This is a genomic window from Pectobacterium aroidearum (assembly GCF_015689195.1).
GTDB classification, from domain to species: Bacteria; Pseudomonadota; Gammaproteobacteria; order Enterobacterales; family Enterobacteriaceae; genus Pectobacterium; species Pectobacterium aroidearum.
This window is the reverse complement of the sequence record NZ_CP065044.1, coordinates 1,564,519-1,584,363: the sequence shown is the minus strand read 5'-3', so window position 1 is coordinate 1,584,363 and position 19,845 is coordinate 1,564,519. Positions and strand designations below refer to the sequence as shown.

At 53.1% G+C, this 19,845-nt stretch carries 18 protein-coding genes; 4 read left to right on the top strand and 14 right to left on the bottom strand.

Features of this window, described 5'->3' with window-relative positions; all coding sequences use genetic code 11:
• Positions 1–112: 112 nt before the first annotated feature.
• The 6 genes from I2D83_RS07050 to I2D83_RS07025 all read right to left on the bottom strand — a co-directional run bounded on the left by I2D83_RS07050 (position 113) and on the right by I2D83_RS07025 (position 6,764).
• Positions 113–334: an acyl carrier protein gene (locus tag I2D83_RS07050; protein ID WP_010300175.1), complete on the bottom strand. Its 222-nt coding sequence runs from the start codon at positions 332–334 to the stop codon at positions 113–115.
• Between the two features lie 16 nt (positions 335–350).
• The gene (locus I2D83_RS07045; protein WP_181848599.1) at positions 351–1,784 is read right to left on the bottom strand and encodes an AMP-binding protein; all 1,434 of its coding nucleotides are present in this window, start codon (positions 1,782–1,784) and stop codon (positions 351–353) included.
• Positions 1,781–2,899 carry a membrane-bound O-acyltransferase family protein gene (locus tag I2D83_RS07040; protein ID WP_180779769.1) on the bottom strand — a complete coding sequence of 373 codons (1,119 nt, stop codon included), beginning with the start codon at positions 2,897–2,899 and terminating at the stop codon, positions 1,781–1,783. Before I2D83_RS07040 ends, I2D83_RS07045 begins: the two co-directional genes overlap by 4 nt.
• 129 nt (positions 2,900–3,028) lie before the next feature.
• Positions 3,029–4,165 (bottom strand): D-alanyl-lipoteichoic acid biosynthesis protein DltD, encoded by a 1,137-nt coding sequence (locus tag I2D83_RS07035; protein ID WP_180779727.1) that lies wholly within the window; start codon positions 4,163–4,165, stop codon positions 3,029–3,031.
• Positions 4,166–5,439: 1,274 nt separating this feature from the next.
• A complete protein-coding gene (locus I2D83_RS07030) occupies positions 5,440–5,826 on the bottom strand; it encodes a hypothetical protein (protein ID WP_205947778.1) in 387 nt (128 codons plus the stop codon).
• A gap of 44 nt (positions 5,827–5,870) precedes the next feature.
• Positions 5,871–6,764, bottom strand: coding sequence for a LysR family transcriptional regulator (locus I2D83_RS07025; RefSeq protein WP_205947777.1), 894 nt, complete (start codon positions 6,762–6,764; stop codon positions 5,871–5,873).
• A 294-nt stretch (positions 6,765–7,058) separates the two neighbouring features.
• Here I2D83_RS07025 and I2D83_RS07020 point away from each other — a divergent pair, with 294 nt between their 5' ends.
• Positions 7,059–7,508: a (R)-mandelonitrile lyase gene (locus tag I2D83_RS07020; protein ID WP_413232274.1), complete on the top strand. Its 450-nt coding sequence runs from the start codon at positions 7,059–7,061 to the stop codon at positions 7,506–7,508.
• Positions 7,509–7,623: 115 nt separating this feature from the next.
• Here I2D83_RS07020 and I2D83_RS07015 read toward each other — a convergent pair whose 3' ends face one another.
• On the bottom strand, positions 7,624–7,947 hold the full coding sequence (locus I2D83_RS07015; protein ID WP_015841097.1) for a PTS sugar transporter subunit IIA: 324 nt from the start codon (positions 7,945–7,947) through the stop codon (positions 7,624–7,626).
• Between the two features lie 498 nt (positions 7,948–8,445).
• Here I2D83_RS07015 and I2D83_RS07010 point away from each other — a divergent pair, with 498 nt between their 5' ends.
• The 3 genes from I2D83_RS07010 (at position 8,446) to I2D83_RS07000 (ending at position 12,265) form a co-directional block, all read left to right on the top strand.
• Positions 8,446–9,462: an iron ABC transporter substrate-binding protein gene (locus tag I2D83_RS07010; RefSeq protein ID WP_015841098.1), complete on the top strand. Its 1,017-nt coding sequence runs from the start codon at positions 8,446–8,448 to the stop codon at positions 9,460–9,462.
• Between the two features lie 152 nt (positions 9,463–9,614).
• The gene (locus tag I2D83_RS07005) at positions 9,615–11,192 is read left to right on the top strand and encodes an ABC transporter permease (RefSeq protein ID WP_205947775.1); all 1,578 of its coding nucleotides are present in this window, start codon (positions 9,615–9,617) and stop codon (positions 11,190–11,192) included.
• Between the two features lie 2 nt (positions 11,193–11,194).
• Positions 11,195–12,265 carry an ABC transporter ATP-binding protein gene (locus tag I2D83_RS07000; RefSeq protein ID WP_205947774.1) on the top strand — a complete coding sequence of 357 codons (1,071 nt, stop codon included), beginning with the start codon at positions 11,195–11,197 and terminating at the stop codon, positions 12,263–12,265.
• Positions 12,266–12,293: 28 nt separating this feature from the next.
• On the opposite strand, the gene arnF is transcribed toward I2D83_RS07000, so the two are convergent.
• From arnF to arnB, 7 genes are read right to left on the bottom strand one after another with little or no spacing between them, the layout of a single operon-like run.
• Positions 12,294–12,686 carry a 4-amino-4-deoxy-L-arabinose-phosphoundecaprenol flippase subunit ArnF gene (arnF, locus tag I2D83_RS06995; protein ID WP_180779770.1) on the bottom strand — a complete coding sequence of 131 codons (393 nt, stop codon included), beginning with the start codon at positions 12,684–12,686 and terminating at the stop codon, positions 12,294–12,296.
• Positions 12,686–13,027 (bottom strand): 4-amino-4-deoxy-L-arabinose-phosphoundecaprenol flippase subunit ArnE, encoded by a 342-nt coding sequence (gene arnE, locus I2D83_RS06990; RefSeq protein ID WP_205947773.1) that lies wholly within the window; start codon positions 13,025–13,027, stop codon positions 12,686–12,688. Before arnE ends, arnF begins: the two co-directional genes overlap by 1 nt.
• Complete coding sequence (arnT, locus tag I2D83_RS06985; RefSeq protein WP_205947772.1) at positions 13,024–14,694, bottom strand: lipid IV(A) 4-amino-4-deoxy-L-arabinosyltransferase; 1,671 nt, start codon at positions 14,692–14,694, stop codon at positions 13,024–13,026. The genes arnE and arnT overlap by 4 nt, the downstream gene beginning before the upstream one ends.
• 17 nt (positions 14,695–14,711) lie before the next feature.
• Positions 14,712–15,605 (bottom strand): 4-deoxy-4-formamido-L-arabinose-phosphoundecaprenol deformylase, encoded by an 894-nt coding sequence (gene arnD, locus I2D83_RS06980; RefSeq protein ID WP_205947771.1) that lies wholly within the window; start codon positions 15,603–15,605, stop codon positions 14,712–14,714.
• The gene (arnA, locus tag I2D83_RS06975) at positions 15,602–17,620 is read right to left on the bottom strand and encodes a bifunctional UDP-4-amino-4-deoxy-L-arabinose formyltransferase/UDP-glucuronic acid oxidase ArnA (RefSeq protein WP_181829058.1); all 2,019 of its coding nucleotides are present in this window, start codon (positions 17,618–17,620) and stop codon (positions 15,602–15,604) included. Before arnA ends, arnD begins: the two co-directional genes overlap by 4 nt.
• Positions 17,617–18,600, bottom strand: a complete 984-nt coding sequence (arnC, locus tag I2D83_RS06970; RefSeq protein WP_181848610.1) for an undecaprenyl-phosphate 4-deoxy-4-formamido-L-arabinose transferase — start codon at positions 18,598–18,600, stop codon at positions 17,617–17,619. Before arnC ends, arnA begins: the two co-directional genes overlap by 4 nt.
• The gene (gene arnB, locus I2D83_RS06965) at positions 18,593–19,741 is read right to left on the bottom strand and encodes a UDP-4-amino-4-deoxy-L-arabinose aminotransferase (protein ID WP_181845392.1); all 1,149 of its coding nucleotides are present in this window, start codon (positions 19,739–19,741) and stop codon (positions 18,593–18,595) included. Before arnB ends, arnC begins: the two co-directional genes overlap by 8 nt.
• Positions 19,742–19,845: the final 104 nt, after the last annotated feature.

The following is a 19,845-nucleotide window of genomic DNA, read 5'->3' as shown; positions in this document are numbered from 1 at the left end:
CTATTGTTCACCACTATCTGATGATGTAATCAACCTGAATAAAATCCCATAAAAAAACCCCAGATAAATATCCAGGGTTTTTAAATCATGAAAAGCCGTTGCCGTTTCAGCCCTAGCCGCGGTTCTCTTCAATATAGCGAGCCAAGTCCGCCGGAGTTTTCAGTACGGTAGCGACTTCGGTTGGCGGGATCACGCAGCCGTAAACGTCCTGCACTTCCAGTACCAAGTCGACCGCCAGAATAGAGTCGAGAATATCGGACTCTATCAGCTCATCATTGAAACCCACTTTGCGGGATAAGATCTTTTCAAACAGCGCGAGTATTTCTTGTTCCATCATTTTTCCTGAGTCATTAGATCGTGCGGGCATGGGTGTCCAGCAGTTTACGGTCGATTTTGCCGTTAGGATTCAGCGGCAACGCATCTTTGATAATAATTTGGGAAGGCACCATGTAAGGCGGGATGACTTTCGAGAGTGACGTTTTAATCGCTTCAGGCGCTAAGTTCGTGACGCAGAACGCCGCGATGCGCAGAACGCCGCCGCCCGATTTCATCAGCGGCAGAACCACCGCTTCACTGATGTCGGACATCGCCAGCAGGCGGTTTTCAATCTCGTTGATTTCAATACGGTAGCCATTTAGTTTGATTTGGCTGTCATTACGCCCCTGGCAGTATAGCAACCCATTCTCGTAGCCCAGATCGCCCGTTCTGTAGCCCCGGAACGCTTCGCTTTCCCGACGCAGCAATTTTTCGGCATTCTCTTTCGCGAGCCCAAGGTAGCCGCGCATCACGTTTTTGCCCCAAATGATCAACTCACCTTCAGCGGTAATTTCCATTCTGGAATCCGGCATCATCGCGCCGACCGGCAGCAGATCGTTGTCGCTGTGTAGGATTTCATCGGTGATTTCGATAACAGTGGTCGCGATAGTCGCTTCTGTTGGCCCATAAGAGTTGAGAATTTTGGCCTGCGGGAAGCGGCGGCGTAGCTGTTTGACCAATGCTTTATTTAGCACTTCGCCAATGAACACAAAGACGTTGAGTTCAGGTAAATATTCACTGTTGAACTGAGGCGAGAGCAGCTTCTGGTAAGCGAAAGACGGCGTTGACACCCAGACGGAAACGCCGTTGTCTTTCAGGCGATCGAGCCAGTTTTCTGCCGCGATATCCTCTTTCGCATTCAGAACGATATGCCCTCCGGTTGCCAGATTCGCCAGCAACGGGATCAACGAGAGATCGAAGCTGAACACCGCATGGTTCATCAGCACCGGCACGTCCGGCAGCGAAAAGTCCTGACGTACCCACTTCATGAAGTGCCACAGGCTTTCACGTCCGATCTGCACTCCTTTAGGTTTTCCGGTGCTGCCAGAGGTAAACATAATATAGGCAAGGTCCTGCTCGACCAGCGCCTGTCCGGCCTCCCCGGTCGCAATGAACTGTCGGGTCGCGACATCATAATAGTAAGGCGCGCTCGCCAGATGGCAAATCTCTTTAAGCCGCTCTTGCGGATAGATGCAATCCACTGGGATATACGGAATGTTATGCAGCAAACAGCTATAGATCGCTACGGCAAACTCAGCCTGCTGGTGACCATATAACACGACCGGCAATCCCGCAGGCTGCTGGCATTGCTGATAGCGATGCCACCAGTCTGTCACGGCGACGGAGAGCTGTTGCCAGGTCATCGCGTCATCGCTGCCGCTAATCGCCAACCAATCTGGGTTGGCGGGTTGGAGTAAGGCCGCACGGAGGAAATCTTGCAGTTCCTGAAGCTCAGAGTGAAGGTTCATAGAGGAGACATTCCGCTAAAGATGTAGAGGGAGGCCGCAGCGCTTGCCAGCGTCAGAATTCGACCGATGAACACAATAACCGGATGATGTAGACAATTGCTCAGCGTTGGGCTGCGTTTGGCTGACCACTGCAACATGTTGTGAGCAACGGAAATGGCGCCAAACAGCGCGCCGCTGATGACATAGTGTCGTTCAAGCCCGTTCCATGCCCCCATACAAAACAGGGTGCAGAAGATGCCAATATTCTGCGCCAACGTTTTGTTCTGTCGGAAAAAGTCGAGCTTCATCAGATTCATATAAATCGGCATAAAGACCACATCCCGCAGCCATTCAGACAGGCTGATATGGAAGCGCCGCCAGAAATCCTGCGGGTTTTTGGCCAGAATAGGCAGATTGAAGTTTGCCGGGATACTCAGGCCAAATAAGCGACCAGCCCCGATAGCCATATTGCTGTAGCCGGCAAAATCAAAGTAGAGATAGGCGCTGTAGGCCAGCGACATCACGACGCCAACGCTTAACGTAAACGGGCGATGGCTCCACGATTCAATAACCAGATTATTGATCAGCATGGCAAATAAGAACTTCTGAATAATGCCGGTAAAAATTTGCTCCATGGCCACCAAAAACTGCTCACGGGTGAGCGTGAAGACAGGCTTAGTGATGTCATTAACCCATGTCCGCCAGCGATACATCGGGCCAGCCAGAATAATAAAAGGCATAAAGAGGTAGCAGAAGTAATGCAGGAAATGCTGACCATCTTTTTTGCTGCGATAAAGCAGCACATCAATGGCGCGGAAGGTCATAAAGGACAGGCCGATCATGCCCCAGTGGTTATTGAGGTGTAATTTCACCAAAAATAGCGGCAACAGCGTCAGGCTGACTGCCTGCCAGGTTTTTAACCACCCTTTCTCTTTTAAGGTGACCAGAAGATAAAAGCTCAGGAAAACCGCCACGGGAACAAGGTAATCCCCCTGGAAAATATATCCCCAGCCTAGCACCGCCAATACGGAAAAGGCGGATAAATACGTCAGCCGATAACTGAATACGCGATTAACCAGCGCGAACAGTAAGGCCGATGAAAACAGAAGGAAAAAAAACATTCCGGAGCTGTACATCATTCATCCTTCAGAATTTTTGATATTCAAAATGCACTTTTAAACTCATGCTTTCATCAACAGAAGTCCATGCGACGATGGTGACTGCCAGAAAGAGATAAAGGAAAAAAAGGCGAATGGCAGTTTTCATCATTTAAAACTCTCTGCAATAAATTGATCCATCGCGACCCATGCCGGATCGGTTGGGTGCAGGCGATCCCAATTCCAGCCGTTCTGATAAGGCTGCGCATACATATCAAAATAGCGAACCTGATTTGCCTCCAGCATCGATCTGATCTGGGTATCGACTGGCTGGAATTTCTCGGAATTTTTAATTGCCCACGGATTAATCGGATCGACAATCACAACAAACTGGACGTTGCGCGCTTTCAGCAGTTTGATCGTCGCCGATAACGCTTCCATCTGCGCCGGAACAATCGGTGCATCGTCCCACTCTTCCGGTGTTTTATCGTCTGCAAAAACGGATTTATCCATCCACAATGTGTCTGCACTTTGCTCGCGGGACTGATTCAACAACTGAGCCTGCGCCAACTCGCGATTCCAGTCAGGAATCGTATTGACAGTTGACCGATGTGGCCACGGTTGTGTCGGCTGGGGAATAATACCTAGCATCGACAGCCAGTCGTTTTTTATTAGCTCGCAGAAATTAGCAAATTGATAACTCACTTCCTGCCAGATAATTTGTGGATCCCAGCCATAGACTTGCATTTGGCCAAACGTTAAGTGGCTTATCTCTTCTTTATCGATATGTTGTAAGTAATTGACCAAAAAGGGGCGCGTCTGATCATCCTGCATCAGGGGATTAAAAATAGATGCCGGGAAATTATTGGCAAAAATTGCCGGGGGAATACCGTCTGAATAAAAGCTATCGGGTGCCAGCAGCAAAACAACTTTACTGTTAGCGTTAAGCTCATTTTTAAAACGTGAAAGCAGTAAAAAGTGCGTGACGCTATCTACATAGCTATCGCCATAGGCCACAACCGGACGATGTAACTGGTTATTAAAGTAATTATAGACAGCGTAATGTTCATCTTCCGATGTAGAGACCTCGGAAGCGCCGAGAAAGAAAATCGCATTTCCCTGTAATGCATGGGAAATGGTGGCTATCTTTTCCTTTTGTTCTTTTGCCGTCCCTTCCATCGTGTTAATCATCGGCTGGAATGTCAGCGCCGGATCAACGCTCTTCACCAGCGGGGGAACGCTAAGAAACAGGATGGCAAGGGTAGCCATCAGGATATGTAGGCAGAGAGTATTTTTGATTTTCATTATAAAGTAAGGCTACATGATATTTATTGTTTGAAAGTTGTGAATTTTTATCTTCACAGTAAATCGATCCCTGTATTTTTGGATTATATACCAGGCTTATCGCCGATGATGAGCGTTGCTGTGTAACGGTATGTACAGTGTTTATGTCCGTCACAATAATCAGGCTGATAACCAGATAGGAGAAGGGTTTTCAGGCCGTCATTATCATCTACGCCGCCTGAATATGAGGCAGTAAAGGGTTGTTGACAGCTCCGAGTTCTCAGATTTGTGAGTGATTTCAGTGATGATGGCGTTCAAGAATCTTTGGTGTGATGAATAAGTACGAATAGCGTCATCCTGACCTTCCTTTTTATTTCATCTGACAAACCATTCTCTTAATGTTAACTTAATATATTCGCAATATTACGGATTCGCTCGGTATTCCTCCTCATGCTTTATAGGGTTACTATTGTGCGATTAAATTTAATATAAAAACTATGTGTAATTGCAAACAACTTCCCACCAGCGTGGCTGAACTCGACTATTGGGGGCACGGTTTCCACTTTTCAAATGCATTAACTCATAATCGGCATTTTGAAACACCAGATAGTGAGTATTTTGAACCACAGTGGAACTATGAGGAATCCATGTATTACTGTGCGGAATGTGGACAAGCATGGTACATCGAGTGTACCCCAGAACACTCCCCTTCCCTCCTCTTCGCATTAAAGACGAAGGATGTGAATTCATTACCTTCAGATAAAGAAATAAAGGCAGCTAAGGTGCATCTTTGTCTTCTTGCCCACGGCGGACTTGATTCAGAGATATGTAGAATGGCAGAGTGCAAAAACAACAAGCTATTGGGCCGTGAACTATGCTATTTACATATACCTTTCCCATAACGGGTGGAAGTGAATAGTGTTGAAAGGTAATGTATAAAAAGCAAACAGGAGAATCGATGAAAAATTATCAGGCCACGATCCCTCGGCTATTAATCGTCTCAATAACCCTATTTGTTATCGCCTGCTCATCCAGCACGAAGAGATCCCCTACGGATGAAACACCAGCGTGTATGAAGTATCGTTCTATGATGACAGCCCCCTTGCCACCAGCGGAAATGATGAGGCTAAAAAATCAGTGCGAGCAATCAAGGCATTGATGCAGGTATGTTCATCAGATCCCGCGAAGATCCGGTGTATTTTACAGAACATACGATCGCCTTCGAATAAATCCACTCTCCCTCAAAATAACGCTGATAAAATAGCGGTCATTATTGAAAATGGCCGCTATTCGCTTCAATGACCTACCCGTTCTAAATCGCCATAAAAGGCATACGGGTAGCCATTTTCCAGCCATTCGGCCTCGTCAATAACGCAAACATCGTCTTCTAGATAAATATCTGACGCCATTATTTTTATTGCGAAACCATTAGTTTTGTATTCCGAGCGGTAATTATCATAGGTAATTTCGCCTCTGCCGAAATAGTCGTTGAGTTCTTCCCGCCATAATAACTCTATCTCTGCATTAAACGGGCCGCTCCCCATTTTCCCTTTTAGGCTGGCGATGATCTTTTTCTTTTCAACGAATCCCCACCGCACGGCATCCAGCGTCCAGGCATCGTCACTAACGCTAAACTCACCGGAAAAAACCGCTAAATGCGCGTCATTATTATCAGAGAGCATTTCATTTCCTTAAGTATTAACAAGAAAACTCAAAATCCCAATCGCTAACGCGGGTAGCGCAGCGCTTCCACAAACAGTGAGAAGGCAGTGGTGTGCTGTTTGCGGCTGGGATAATACAGATAGTAGCCAGGGAACGGCTGGCACCATTCCGTCAGCACTCGAATCAGGCGTCCGCTGGCAATATCCTCACGCACCGCATCTTCCGGTACATAGGCCAGGCCAAGCCCGATTTGTGCAGCATCGATCCGCTGACGCAGGCTATTCATCGTCAATTGTCCTTCGACGCGCACCCTGATTTCCCGACCGTTTTTCTCAAATTCCCACGCGTAGATGCCCCCCATCGTCGGCAGGCGCATGTTAATACAGCGGTGATGCTGTAAATCTTGCGGTGTTGCGGGGGCAGGATGACGCGCGAAATAATTCGGGGAACCAACCACTGCCATGCTCATTTCCGGTGCAATACGCACGGCGATCATGTCTTTCGCCACCTGCTCACCCAGACGAATCCCCGCATCAAAGCGGCCAAGAACAATATCGGTTAAGGCGTTATCTACCGTAATTTCGACGTTAATATCGGGGTAATTCGCCAAAAATGGCTTTAATACCGGCCATAAAATTGAATCAACCGCATGCTCCCCCGCCGTGATGCGAATATTCCCCGCAGGACGCTCGCGCATATCGCCCAACGCCACCAGTTCGCTTTCAATATCCGCAAAGCTCGGACCGAGGCTATGTGCCAGCTTTTCCCCTGCATCCGTTGGCGCGACGCTGCGCGTGGTTCGGGTCAGCAAACGCACGCCCAGTCGCTCTTCCAGGCCACGAATCGAATGGCTTAGCGCCGACTGAGAAAGCCCGAGCTTCGCCGCCGCTTTGGTAAAACTACGTTCTCTTGCCACCACAAGGAACGAAATGAGGTCATTAAAATTTTCTTTTAACATCAGCGTGTCCGAATAGTGGTGTCATCAATGTGTACCTATTATACAAATTCATGAATGATGTTCATGTGAAACCGGAAATAGCCGATTTGGCGGCACTGAAAAGCGGCAATCGGGAATAACCTCCTGCATTACTCGCACAATTAATGAATATAATTCATAGCCTCTTGCGGCTTTTGCCCTCTGGTGCTTCCCCATAAATCGCAGTAACGTTTTTCAACGTCGCTTGCGATGGCCCGCGCAGGGTGACGGACAAGGGTGTCCGTCATAAAAATGAAACTTGCAGCCTCTGCTGTGATGTTATCTATATTAGCTCCGGCTGCGATTGCCGGAATGGAGGAAAAATTGAAAATTACCCGCAGCGGTTCACTTCCGTCCCAGCCCGGCCCGGAAAGCTATTTTTCCGGCAACGTACGTATCGATGCCCCTTTCCAGAGCACCGCACCCGCCCGGGTTGGCGGCGCGACGGTCACGTTTGAACCGGGCGCCCGTACGGCATGGCACACCCATCCACTCGGCCAGACGCTAATCGTCACGCAGGGGCGAGGCTGGCTTCAGGAATGGGGTGGCGAAGTTCAGGAGATCAATCAGGGCGATATCGTCTGGATACCCGAAGGCATAAAACACTGGCACGGTGCCACGGCACAAACCGCCATGACGCACATTGCCATTGCCGAATCACTTAACGGCAGCCCGGTCGACTGGCTGGAAAAAGTCAGCGACGAACAGTACGGAAAAGCGAAGTAGCACAAGAAAAAATTACTATAAGGAAGCCGTCGCTAAGAAAAAAGCGCGGCGGGCAGAAACAGCAAAGCCACTCAGCGTGAAGCCGAATGGCTTTTCTATTTGCTCCGTGATGCGCTTAGCGCACGTGAAGATTGACGCCAGAGACCTCTTTTCTGAGTTCAATAATCTCTTCAGCCAGTTCACGGCACAGCATCGCATTCATCAGGTGATCCTGTGCGTGCACCACGATAAGTTCGAGATTCGTTTTTTCCTTACTCTGGTTGCCAATGAACCCGGTCTGAATCAATTGCGCCCGGTTCAACGCCACCGCTGCCATTTTTAATAGTTCATCGACATGATCCCACTCCCCTCGGCGAGCAGATCTCAAGGCTTCCATTGCGCAGGAACGTGTTTCGCCAGATTTAACGATAAGCTCAATCATCCGCGTTTCTACATCCATTTTTCCATCCCCCGAATATCAGTTGCTGTGTCACCTTTTGTCGGTCAATTAACCCAAAATTGCAGACAAGCGCACGTGACACCGAAGAAATACGGTGCATTTGTTGTATCGCTACTCACAGCCTGCACAGTAAATATAGATGATTAATCAGGATTTGTTTCTGTAAATCATGACGTTATATCTCATTTCTGGTGAAATAAATTTCACAACCGCCCCAGGCTATTTTTCAGGCAATGGATTAATACTATTCCACACCGTGACACGCCCTGAAATAAAGTGATAACCGACATATCACATTCACCAAAACCTTAATTTAACCTTAAGAAAGCGAAATAATAATAACTATCATTATTATTACCAATATGTAAAATCCATCCTTGACTGCCGCTACATATCGGCCTGTATCGCTAAAATAACGTGGTTATCGTCAGCGATACGGGGGCTCTCATGTAGGCCAGCAATACGCAAACACGACAAGTATTGATAAGGGTAAATAATATGAAGCTTGGTTTTGGATTACTGAGTTCTGCCGTTTTATTCGCTTCCGGTTTGGCTCTCAGCGCGTCGGCAAATGCAGCAGAAAACGATGAAGGGATTGTGATTTACAATGCCCAGCATGAAAATCTCGTAAAATCCTGGGTCGACGGTTTTACCAAAGAAACCGGCATCAAGGTGACATTACGCAATGGCAGCGACACCGAGTTGGGCAACCAACTGGTGCAGGAAGGGAAATCGTCGCCTGCCGATGTGTTCCTGACCGAAAACTCACCGTCAATGGTGCTGGTCGATAACGCCGATCTCTTTGCTCCGCTGGATAAAGCCACCCTCGCACAGGTGTCGTCTGATTATCGTCCGTCCCACGGACGCTGGATCGGGATTGCCGCGCGTTCAACCGTCTTTGTCTACAACCCAACCAAATTTACCGACGCGCAGTTGCCGAAATCCTTAGCCGATCTGGCGAAGCCAGAATGGAAAGGCCGCTGGGCTGCCTCGCCGTCCGGTGCAGATTTTCAAGCCATCGTTAGCGCCTATCTGGAGTTGAAAGGTGAGAAAGCCACGCAAGAGTGGCTGAAAGGCATGAAAGAAAACTTCACCGCCTACAAAGGCAACAGTACGGTGATGAAAGCGGTGAACGCGGGTCAGATTGATAGCGGCGTGATCTATCACTATTACCGTTTTGTCGATCAGGCTAAAACCGGCGAAAACAGTAACAACACCAAGCTGTACTACTTCAAACATAAAGATCCGGGCGCGTTCGTCAGTATTTCCGGTGGCGGTGTACTGGCATCCAGCAAACATGCAAAAGACGCACAGGCCTTTATTAAATGGATTACGGGCAAGTCCGGTCAGGAAATCTTACGCACCAACGATGCCTTTGAGTATGCCGTTGGCGTTAACGCGGCCTCAAATGACAAACTGGTTCCGCTGAAAGATCTGGACGCACCGAAAGTCGATGCTGCCAAGCTCAACAGCAAAAAAGTCGTGGATCTGATGACACAAGCTGGCTTGCTGTAGCACATAGATTGTCGCGCATGGGTTATAGCACATAGATGTCATAACCCCCTTTCATCAGGGCGTTCGCGCCCTGATGAATCCTTACCTGAATGCCCGCTCAGCGCGGCTTCACCGTCTTAAAATATCGTCCTGACGAGGCAGCTACAGGCCGTATGACAAACGTTAGCTACAGCGAAACGACCGCGTTCACCGCCCCCTCTTCGCCATTATGCAAGCCAGTCGCGCTGCTTACCCTCATCGCCCTGATATTATCCCTGCTGGGATTTGTTCCGCTGGGCTTTGTGATTGGCGTTAGCATTGATACCGGTTGGGAAACAGCGCGCGCCCTGCTGTTTCGCCCTCGCGTGGGCGAACTGCTGACGAACACCGTGCTGCTGGTTGCCCTGACGCTGCCGATTTGTACGGTTCTGGGCGTACTGCTGGCCTGGCTGACGGAACGTACCACTCTGCCCGCCCGACGCCTGTGGTCACTGCTGCTCACCGCGCCGCTGGCGATCCCCGCATTTGTACAAAGCTATGCCTGGATCAGCACCGCTCCCGGTTTGCACGGTCTCCCGGCCGGCGTGTTTTTATCCGTCGTCGCCTATTTACCGTTTCTGTATTTACCCTGTGCCGCGACGCTGCGACGGCTTAATCCTGCGCTGGAAGATGTCGCGGCTACGCTGGGCGTGCCTCCCGTGACCGTATTTTTCCGCGTGGTGCTGCCGCAGCTAAAGCTGGCTATCGGCGGCGGGCTGCTGCTGATTGCTCTGCATCTGCTGGCTGAGTATGGCCTGTTCGCCATGATCCGTTTCGATACGTTTACTACCGCGATTTTCGATCAATTTCAGTCAACGTTTAATGGTCCGGCGGCCAATATGTTGGCTGGCGTGCTGGCGCTACTGTGCCTGTTTCTGTTGTGTGCGGATGCCCGCGTACGCGGCGTCACGCGTTATGCACATGTCGGTTCCGGCGCGCCGCAGGCTATCACACCAAAACATCTGTCGCCGTTTCCGCTGCTACTGGCGCTGCTGTTACTGGTGACATTGGTGCTGCTCACGCTCGGCGTGCCTTTTATTACGCTGTCTCGCTGGCTGTGGTTTGGCGGCTGGGACGTCTGGCTGCGCAGCGAGCTGCTCGATGCCTTTCGCCAGACCATGACGCTGGCGCTGAGCGGTGCCGTACTGACGACGCTGGCGGCCATTCCAATGGCCTGGCTGACAATTCGCCACCCCAACCGCTTGTATCGGTTTCTGGAAGGGTGCAATTACATCACCAGTTCTCTGCCGGGTATCGTCGTCGCGCTGGCGCTAGTGACCACCACCATTCACCTCATCAGGCCGCTGTACCAGACGGAATTCACCGTGTTACTGGCATACCTGCTGATGTTTATGCCACGGGCGCTGGTTAATCTACGCGCGGGTATCGCACAGGCACCCGTGGAGCTGGAGCAGGTTGCGGCGAGTCTGGGGCGTTCGCCATTACAGACGCTGATGACCGTGACGATTCGGCTGGCCGCGCCCGGCGTCGCCACAGGTGCAACGCTCGTCTTTCTGGCGATCGTTAACGAACTGACCGCCACGCTGCTGCTGGCCCCCAACGGCACCCGCACGCTGGCAACCGGGTTTTGGGCGCTCACCAGTGAGATCGATTATCCCGCTGCGGCACCCTACGCGCTTATTCTGGTCCTACTGTCGCTACCGTGGACCTGGTTTCTCTACACGCAATCACAAAAAATGGCGGGGCTGTAATCATGTTGGAACTTCATCGCGTCAGTAAAAGCTTTAACGGGCGCACCGTGCTGTCTGACATTCATCTGACGTTAGAAAACAGCCGCCGCACGGCGATTGTCGGCCCGTCCGGTTCAGGGAAAACCACGCTGCTGCGCCTGATTGCCGGGTTTGAAAAACCAGATATCGGCGTCATCACGCTGAACGGGAAAACGCTCTGCGATAACGGGCTTTCCGTCCCCGCCCATCAGCGAGGGATCGGCTATGTCCCGCAGGATGGCGCGCTGTTCCCGCATCTGTGCATCGCGGACAACATCGCCTTTGGGCTAAAAGGCTCGAAGGCGGAAAAGCAAAAGCGCGTGGAGGAGTTGATGGCGCTGGTTTCCCTTCCCGCGCATTTACAGAAGCACTCGCCGCATGAGATTTCCGGCGGTCAGCAGCAGCGTGTCGCGCTGGCTCGCGCGCTGGCGCAACGCCCTGCATTAATGCTGCTGGATGAGCCCTTTTCCGCATTGGACACCGGCCTACGTGCCGCCACGCGTAAAGCGGTGATGGACGTCTTGCAGCAGGCTAACGTGGCATCAATTCTGGTGACCCACGATCAGGGGGAAGCGCTGTCTTTTGCCGATCGCGTCGTCGTGATGCGCGACGGTCAACTGTCACAATCCGGCTCGCCGTGGACGCTGTATCATCAGCCCGCCAGCGAAGACATCGCGACCTTCCTCGGCGAAACGCTAATTCTTGATGCGCAGGTTAACGGCGGTCAGGCTGACTGCCTGCTTGGGCGCATCGCAGTGGATCGCCCAATCGCCAGCGGTAAAGCCCGGATCATGCTCAGACCCGAGCAGATCACGATTCAGGATGTCGAGGTTGATAGCACAGAGATAGGCCGAGCGGGGGAAAAGCGTGCAGCGACGATTCGCGCAACCATCCGTAAAGTTGATTTTTCCGGCTTCGTCTCTACGCTCACGCTGCACGTCCACCACGCAGAAACCGAGATCATTGAACTGAAAACCGTCAGCCACGCTGCTTTCGCCGTCGGCCAACAGGTCAGCCTGAGCGTCACGGGTACCGCTCACGTCTTCAGTCAATAATCCCGCACTACCCGCGCGCTCAGGCGGTTTATCGCTCCGCCTGCGCGTTACGCGTCACCAGCCAAACGCCCAGCATAATAATCAGAACGCCGAGATTTTTACGCAGGCTCATCGGCTCATTCAGCCACGGCAGGAAAACCGCCGCCAAATACACTACCGCATAGCTCAGGCTAATCAGGGGATAGGCGCGGCTTAACGGCAGATAACGCAGCACCATGAACCAGCACACCATCGACAGTCCGTAGCAGACCATCCCGCAGAACACCGCAACCGCAGGCCAACCGCCCATCAATGTGCTGAGTGACGGCCAGTGCGTCATGGAGATGCTCGGCAGTGCCAGCATCCCGCTTTTCATTAACACCTGCGCAATGCTGGCTAATACAATGCTGCCCAGCGCCCAGACATAGCCTCGTCTCGCCATCATCCCCCCTGCATCAGATAGATACCGGTGACAATCAGCGCAATGCCCCACCAGTGGTGTCTGTCCACACGCTCACCAAACCAATAGTGCGCCAGCAGCGTAACCAGAACAAAATTGATGCTCAGCAGCGGGTATGCCACGCCAAGCGGAATATGCTGCAACACCACAAGCCACAGCAACAGCCCGATACCCAGCAACACAGCCGCCAGCATCAGCCACCCCAGCGTCACGCGCTGGCGTCGATCTGGCGGCAAACGCCGCCAGCACTCCGCCGCCTGTTTCTGGCACAGTTGTCCCAGACTGGTCAGCAGGCAGACGATAGCAACCAGCAGATAACTCATGGCGCTATCTGCTTATAAAACAACAGCACGTAGCGGTGCGATTTTTTCAACTGATCGGGTGCAGGCAGGTTGCGGTATTCTTCATCGGTATCTCTATCGATCTTCAGCACCAGCGCAACATTTCCGCTACGCCGCTTCTCAGCAAGCCAGGCAGGGAAAGCCCCCTCATCCACAAAGCGATCGGCGGCATCCGCATAGTTCAGCCCGTAGTTCAGCTCACCCCGTGCCTTAAATAAGGTGATATCGCTACGCTTAAGCTCCCACGCCAGCCCGGCAGCCAGCCCAACTTCATCGCTCAGCACATAGCGGCTGTCCTCCAGCAATGGCTGATGACTACGAATAAAGGTTTGAGGATTCTTTGAATCGACCACGCTCGCCGGAATACTCCCGCCGACGAGCAGCGCCAAAAATAACGGACAGCCTGCCACCAGATAGCCCCACGATCGCGACTTTTTCAGGCTGACTGCGGCAAAAGCCACCCAGCCGACAAAACAGACGACACCCGATACGATGGTCAACCCTTCCCCTGGCTGATAGAGATGCGGCATGATGATACCGAGGCCCAGCGCCGCAACGGCGAGCGCCAGCACACTGCCGAACGCAAGATTGAGCCAGCTATTGATGCGCAAGAGACGGTCGCGTACCGCAGGGGCCAGCCCGGAAATCCACGCCGCCATCAGCAGCGCCAGCGGCGCAAAGCACGGCAGGATGTAGGTTAACAGTTTGCCTTTGGCGATGCTGAAAAACAGCAGCGGCATCACCATCCAGCACAGCAGAAGGAACCGTTCCGGGGAGGACTTTCGTTCCGTCCAACCGCTGCGCAATGCACCCGGCAGCAGCGCCAGCCAGGGGAATGTGCCGACAATCAGCACCGGCAGGTAATACCAGAACGGCGCTTTATGCTGCGCGTCGTCTTCTGCAAAGCGCTGAATATGTTCAATCCAAAAGAAGTAATGCCAGTAATCGGCTTCTCGCGCATGCACTGCCAGCGCCCACGGCGCACTCAGCAATACCGCGACAACAATTGCCAGCGGCCCGAACAGCAGCAATTCCTTAATCCGCTTTTGCGCCAGCGCGACTGGCAGCACGCTGATGACCGGCAAGGCCAGCGCCAGAAAACCTTTGGTCATAAACCCCATGCCGCAGGCCAGCCCCATCAGTCCCCAGGCCATCAGCCGTTCACGCGTCAGCGTAGCGCGCTGAATCAGCACGTGGCTGAACAGCGCCGCCGTCATCCAGAGCGTCACCATGGGATCAAGTACGCTGTACGTGCCGATACCATACACAAGCAGTGACGTCAGATAGATCGTCGCCGCCAGCAGCGCAGTACGCCGGTTTTTCCACAGCAGCAGCGCCAGCCAAAACACCAGCAGCGCGCTCAAGGCAGTAGAAAATACCGAGGCAAAGCGCACAGAAAAATTGGTATGACCCAGTAACCACTGACTGATGTTATTCAGCCAGTAGCCTGCAACAGGCTTCTCAAAGTAGCGAACGTCCAGCAAATGCGGCACGATCCAATCACCGCGCTGAAGCATCTCGCGGCTGATTTCCGCATAGCGCGTTTCATCCGGCGACCACAGCCAGCGGCCGTTAAGTGGCAACAGGTAGAGCAAAGCAAATAGCACCAGTATTACGGTACTTTTCAGCTTTATCATGCCTTTTTCCATGCTATCTCCTGCTTTATTTATTCTTCCGTTTGCACGCCAAGCCACCCTTCCCGTCCGGGAAACGGCGCGCGTACAATTCGCCCGACGGGTAACGTCGCTCGGTCATCAGGCAGTAATGAAGAAAGTGGACAAAATTCGATGTGCTGCTGACGGGCTCGAAGCAGCAACTGGCGAAACAGCGCCAGCTTCACGCCCCCTTCCACTTCCGCATGGATGGTGTAGACCGGCACGCCGCGATCCTGCTGGATCGCCTCAAGAATAAAGTCGTTGAATTCGTCGTCGCTCACGCGCTCACCAATGACTTCATCGTAGGTCGGCAGCGTAACCGGGATCTGCACAGTGCCCAACTCACCGTTTTTCAGGCGCGGCCGAAAAGGTCGGGTGCCGCGACAGTCGCTGTTATAGTCCAGATCCCAGCGCTGTTTCATCTCAACGACGCGCGGATCGGCTCGCCAACCCGCCACCGCAGAACAGCGTACCGGCGCTGGCAGCATCGGCGTCAGCGCGTCCATGCCTTCACGGAACTGCGCAGCCAGTTGCGCATCCGACCAACGAGCGACATTCGCCTGCCAGCCGTGATGATCCCAGGCATGTAACCCCACTTCATGCCCGGCGTCGTACGTCTGGCGGATTAACGAGCCAAACCGTGCGCCAATATGACGCCCCGGCCACGCCGTGCCGGCCAGCAAAATATCCCAGCCGTAGAGCGAGGCCGCGCTGGAGCGCAGCATCTTCCATAAAAAGCGTGGGCGCAGCAGACGCCACAGGTGGCGCCCCATGTTGTCCGGACCGACGCTAAAAAAGAAACTCGCCTGAGTGTCGAACTCCGCCAGCACCTTCAGCAGCGCGGGCACGCCGTCCCGCGTACCGCGCCAGGTATCGACATCAATTCGCAGGCCAACGCGCGTCATCCCTGCGTATCCGTGACGTTATCGGCGTGCTGGGGATCAACGGTACGCAGGAAATAGTCTAGCGTTTCCGCGACGGTTTGCTCCATCTTCACCGTCGGTTCCCATTCCAGCAGCCGTTTGGCGTTACGAATGCTCGGCGTGCGATGCGCCACATCCTGATACCCTTTGCCGTAATAGCTGCTGCTTTCCACTTCAATGAATCCGGCGAACGGCGGGAAACGATCGCGCAGCGGGTGGGCATTAAAGCTGGTCAGCAGCATGTCGCCCAGTTCACGGATACTGGCTTCATTGTGCGGATTGCCGATGTTGATAATCTGCCCGTCACACTGACCGTTGCGGTTTTCAATAATACGGAACAACGCCTCAATACCATCGTGAATGTCGGTAAAGCAGCGTTTCTGTGCTCCGCCGTCCACCAGCTTGATCGGCGATCCTTCCACCAGATTGAGGATCAACTGGGTAATTGCCCGGGAACTGCCGATTCGCGCGGCGTCCAGCGTATCCAGACGCGGCCCCATCCAGTTAAACGGACGGAACAACGTGAAACGCAGGCCATTTTTCGCGCCGTACGCCCAAATCACCCGATCCAGCAGTTGCTTGGACACAGAGTAAATCCAGCGCTGCTTGTTGATCGGCCCGACAATCAGGCGTGAGGTATCTTCATCAAACTCTTTGTCATCACACATGCCGTACACTTCTGAGGTGGACGGGAAGACAATGCGTTTGTTGTAGCGCACGCAGTCGCGCACGATTTTCAGGTTTTCTTCAAAATCCAGCTCAAACACGCGCAGTGGATTACGGGTGTATTCGATAGGCGTTGCAATCGCCACCAGCGGCAAAATGACATCGCATTTCTTGATGTGATATTCGATCCATTCGTTATGAATGCTGATATCGCCTTCCACAAAATGGAAACGCGGATCGCCAAGAAAACGGGCGATGGCATCCGAACTGATATCCAGTCCGTAAATTTCATAGCGATCGTCGCGCAGCAGGCGTTCGGTCAGGTGATTACCGATAAAACCGTTCACGCCGAGGATCAGGACGCGCGTGCGGCGTCGTTGCACACGGCTGGCAAGGTTACCCAGTTTCGCCTGTGGCACCATGCCCATTTCCGCCGCCAGTCGGCTACCCGACATATACAGCCCGGACTCGCTCTGTCCGCTGACGATCTCAAGTGCATCTTCACCGCAGGACACGACCAGCGGCGATGTCGAGATAATCGAGCCTGGTTCCTGCTTCACGCCATTGGCTTTCATACTGTCGTTTTTCAGCACGCGGGCACGCCAGATAACCACTTTGCGCTCGCCGAGGAACGTAAACGCCCCCGGATACGGCTCCGTCACCGCGCGGATCAGATTGTTGATCTCACGGGCGCTTTTTTGCCAATCGATCAGCCCGTCTGCCGCGGTACGACGTCCGAAATAGCTAGCCTGACTCTCATCCTGCGGCGTCAGCATAATCTCACGCGAGCGGATCAGCGGGAGCTGCTGCGCCAGTAAAGCCGCAGCGGCAGTACGACATTTTCCATGCAACGTCAGCGCGGTGTCTTCATCGTCAATCGCCACCACGGACTGAGCAACGATATCGCCAGCATCGGCGCGTGACACCATCTTGTGCAGCGTCACGCCCGTCTGCGTTTCACCGTTCACCAGCACCCAATTCACCGGTGCCCGTCCACGGTAGCGCGGCAGCAGAGATCCATGCAGATTGAATGCGCCAAACGACGGCAACTGAAGAATATCGTCGCTTAACAGCGTGCGGTAATAGAAGGAAAAAATCACATCCGGCGCCAGTTCCCGAATACGGTTCACCCAGAGCGGATGGTTAACGTCTTCCGGAGCAAACACCGGCACATCCATCTCGGCTGCCGCTTTCGCCACCGACGCATAGAAGTGGTTCTCACCCGGTGCATCGCTGTGCGTGAACACCGCCTGAATCTCATAACCGGCAAGCTTTAACGCCTCAAGGCCGACGCAGCCGATATCATGGTAGGCAAATACGATCGCTTTCATTCTTCTTCATCCCGTAAACTGGTGGTCAGTGGCGTTGCCGCGCTCACTGTTTTTTGCACAAAATAGCGTGGCCGGGCACGCACATCGGTATAGATACGACCAATGTATTCCCCCAATAGCCCCATCCCGACGAACTGCGCGCCGATAAACATGAACAGCACGGCAAACAGCGTGAACACGCCCTCTGCCGCCCACTCTGCCCCTAAAAACAAACGCAGGCCGATCAACAGCAGCGCCAACAGGAAACCCGACAGCGCAACGACGCTGCCAATCAGGCTGAGTATGCGCAGCGGCGTCGTCGTCAGGCAGGTCAGCAGGTCGTACATCAGGTTAATCAGCTTCAGAAAACTGTATTTGGACGTGCCGAATTCGCGTTCGGCGTGCATCACGTCGATCTCAATGGTTTTCCGCGCAAAGGTGTTGGCCAGAATAGGAATAAAGGTGCTGCGTTCATGGCAGTGCAGCATCGCGCTAACGATGTGGCGACGATAAGCACGCAGCATACAGCCGTAATCCGCCATAGATTTCCCCGTCGAACGCCGGATCATCATGTTGATGGTTTTCGAGGCCACTTTGCGGAATAGTGAATCCTGCCGGTTGGCTCGCACAGTGCCGACCACGTCATAGCCTTGCGCGGCATACTCCACCAGCCGTGGAATTTCCTCCGGCGGGTTTTGCAAATCGGCATCCAGCGTAATGACCACATCGCCTACCGCTTGCTGGAATCCAGCCATGATGGCCGAGTGCTGACCATAGTTACGGTTCAGCAATACGGCAATAATGTGCTTTTCCGGGTCGCTCGCCGCCTCAGTCAGCAGTTCCGCCGAGCGATCGCTGCTACCATCATCAACCAGAATAATTTCCCAGGGTTTACCGATCTGCCGACAGGCCGCCAGCGTGCGTTCAATCAGCACCGGCAGGCTCTCTTCTTCGTTATAAACGGGAATTACAACGGACACATTTTTGATGTCATCAATCACGAACAGACTCCAGAATCGAGGTTAGCGCCGCGACGACGCGATCGACATCGCTATCCTGCATATCAGGGAATAGCGGCAGCGTCATCAGCGACGCCGAATTCCACTCCGTTTCCGGCAGGTGCAAATGGGGATAGCGCTCACGGTAATATTTCTGCGTGTGCACCGCTCTGAAATGCAGTCCGGTGCCAATGCCGTGCGTTTGTAGTGCCGCCATCAGGCCATCGCGCGAGATGCCGCACCGCGTTTCATCCACGCGCACCATAAATAGATGCCAGGCATGCAAATGGGGATAATCGGGAACAGCCAGCGGCTGGAGCGGCAGCGAACGCAGTTGGGTAAGATAACGGGCGGCAAGCTGCTGACGGCGGGCGTTGATCGCCGGGAGCTTATCCAGTTGCACCAGCGCAATCGCCGCATTGATATCCGCCAGATTGTATTTAAACCCCGGCGTTACCACTTCAGCCTGTGGCTTGCGCCCCTGTCGCTGCCTGTCGAACGCATCAACGCCCAGCCCGTGAAACTTCAGGCTACGTATGCGTTCGGCAAGAGCCTCGTCGTCCGTCACCACCATGCCACCTTCCGCACAGGTGATATTTTTAATCGCGTGAAACGAGAAAATGGCGGTTCCACGCGCGCCGATCCACTCATCGCGATACTGCGTACCCACGGCATGCGCCGCATCCTCAATCAGCGGAATGCTATAGCGTTCGCTCAGAGCACGCAGCGCCGTCAGATCGGCTGGCGCACCGGCATAGTGCACGGGAATAATCGCCTTGGTTTTCGGTGTGATAGCCGCCTCGATATCCTGCGGTCGCACCATCAGCGTATGCCGATCCACGTCCACCATCACCGGTTCCGCCCCCAGGAGCGTAATCATATTGACGGTCGAAACCCAGGTCTGGGACGGCGTAATCACTTCGTCGCCGGGGCCAATCCCAAGCGCCATCAGCGTAACGTGCATCCCCCCCGTCGCAGAGCTAACCGCAATCGCCTGTCGGCACCCGACCTGCTGGCAAAACGCCTGTTCTAATTGCTGACATTTCGGCCCTGTAGTTATCCAGCCGGAACGTAATACCTCCGCCACGGCAGCAATTTCCTCTTCGCCCATGCTTGGGCGGGAAAAAGGCAAAAAATCCGTCATAACGTATTCCCAAAATAAATAATGGCGACAAATCATCATTAAGCAGTCTAAATAATGAAGCCTTAAGCCAACCTTAATTTATTGCGACAATCATAAAATCACAG

Bases quoted from the DNA above. Each gene is read 5' to 3' on its own strand.
- I2D83_RS07030 (WP_205947778.1), bottom strand. From the start codon at position 5,826: ATGCTCTCTGATAATAATGACGCGCATTTAGCGGTTTTTTCCGGTGAG.
- I2D83_RS07000 (WP_205947774.1), top strand. From the start codon at position 11,195: ATGTTGGAACTTCATCGCGTCAGTAAAAGCTTTAACGGGCGCACCGTG.
- arnE (WP_205947773.1), bottom strand. From the start codon at position 13,027: ATGAGTTATCTGCTGGTTGCTATCGTCTGCCTGCTGACCAGTCTGGGA.
- arnA (WP_181829058.1), bottom strand. From the start codon at position 17,620: ATGAAAGCGATCGTATTTGCCTACCATGATATCGGCTGCGTCGGCCTT.
- I2D83_RS07035 (WP_180779727.1), bottom strand. From the start codon at position 4,165: ATGAAAATCAAAAATACTCTCTGCCTACATATCCTGATGGCTACCCTT.
- arnD (WP_205947771.1), bottom strand. From the start codon at position 15,605: ATGACGCGCGTTGGCCTGCGAATTGATGTCGATACCTGGCGCGGTACG.
- I2D83_RS07045 (WP_181848599.1), bottom strand. From the start codon at position 1,784: ATGAACCTTCACTCTGAGCTTCAGGAACTGCAAGATTTCCTCCGTGCG.
- I2D83_RS07020 (WP_413232274.1), top strand. From the start codon at position 7,059: ATGTTATCTATATTAGCTCCGGCTGCGATTGCCGGAATGGAGGAAAAA.
- I2D83_RS07010 (WP_015841098.1), top strand. From the start codon at position 8,446: ATGAAGCTTGGTTTTGGATTACTGAGTTCTGCCGTTTTATTCGCTTCC.
- I2D83_RS07015 (WP_015841097.1), bottom strand. From the start codon at position 7,947: ATGGATGTAGAAACGCGGATGATTGAGCTTATCGTTAAATCTGGCGAA.
- I2D83_RS07005 (WP_205947775.1), top strand. From the start codon at position 9,615: ATGACAAACGTTAGCTACAGCGAAACGACCGCGTTCACCGCCCCCTCT.
- arnB (WP_181845392.1), bottom strand. From the start codon at position 19,741: ATGACGGATTTTTTGCCTTTTTCCCGCCCAAGCATGGGCGAAGAGGAA.
- I2D83_RS07050 (WP_010300175.1), bottom strand. From the start codon at position 334: ATGGAACAAGAAATACTCGCGCTGTTTGAAAAGATCTTATCCCGCAAA.
- arnT (WP_205947772.1), bottom strand. From the start codon at position 14,694: ATGGAAAAAGGCATGATAAAGCTGAAAAGTACCGTAATACTGGTGCTA.
- I2D83_RS07025 (WP_205947777.1), bottom strand. From the start codon at position 6,764: ATGTTAAAAGAAAATTTTAATGACCTCATTTCGTTCCTTGTGGTGGCA.
- I2D83_RS07040 (WP_180779769.1), bottom strand. From the start codon at position 2,899: ATGTACAGCTCCGGAATGTTTTTTTTCCTTCTGTTTTCATCGGCCTTA.
- arnF (WP_180779770.1), bottom strand. From the start codon at position 12,686: ATGGCGAGACGAGGCTATGTCTGGGCGCTGGGCAGCATTGTATTAGCC.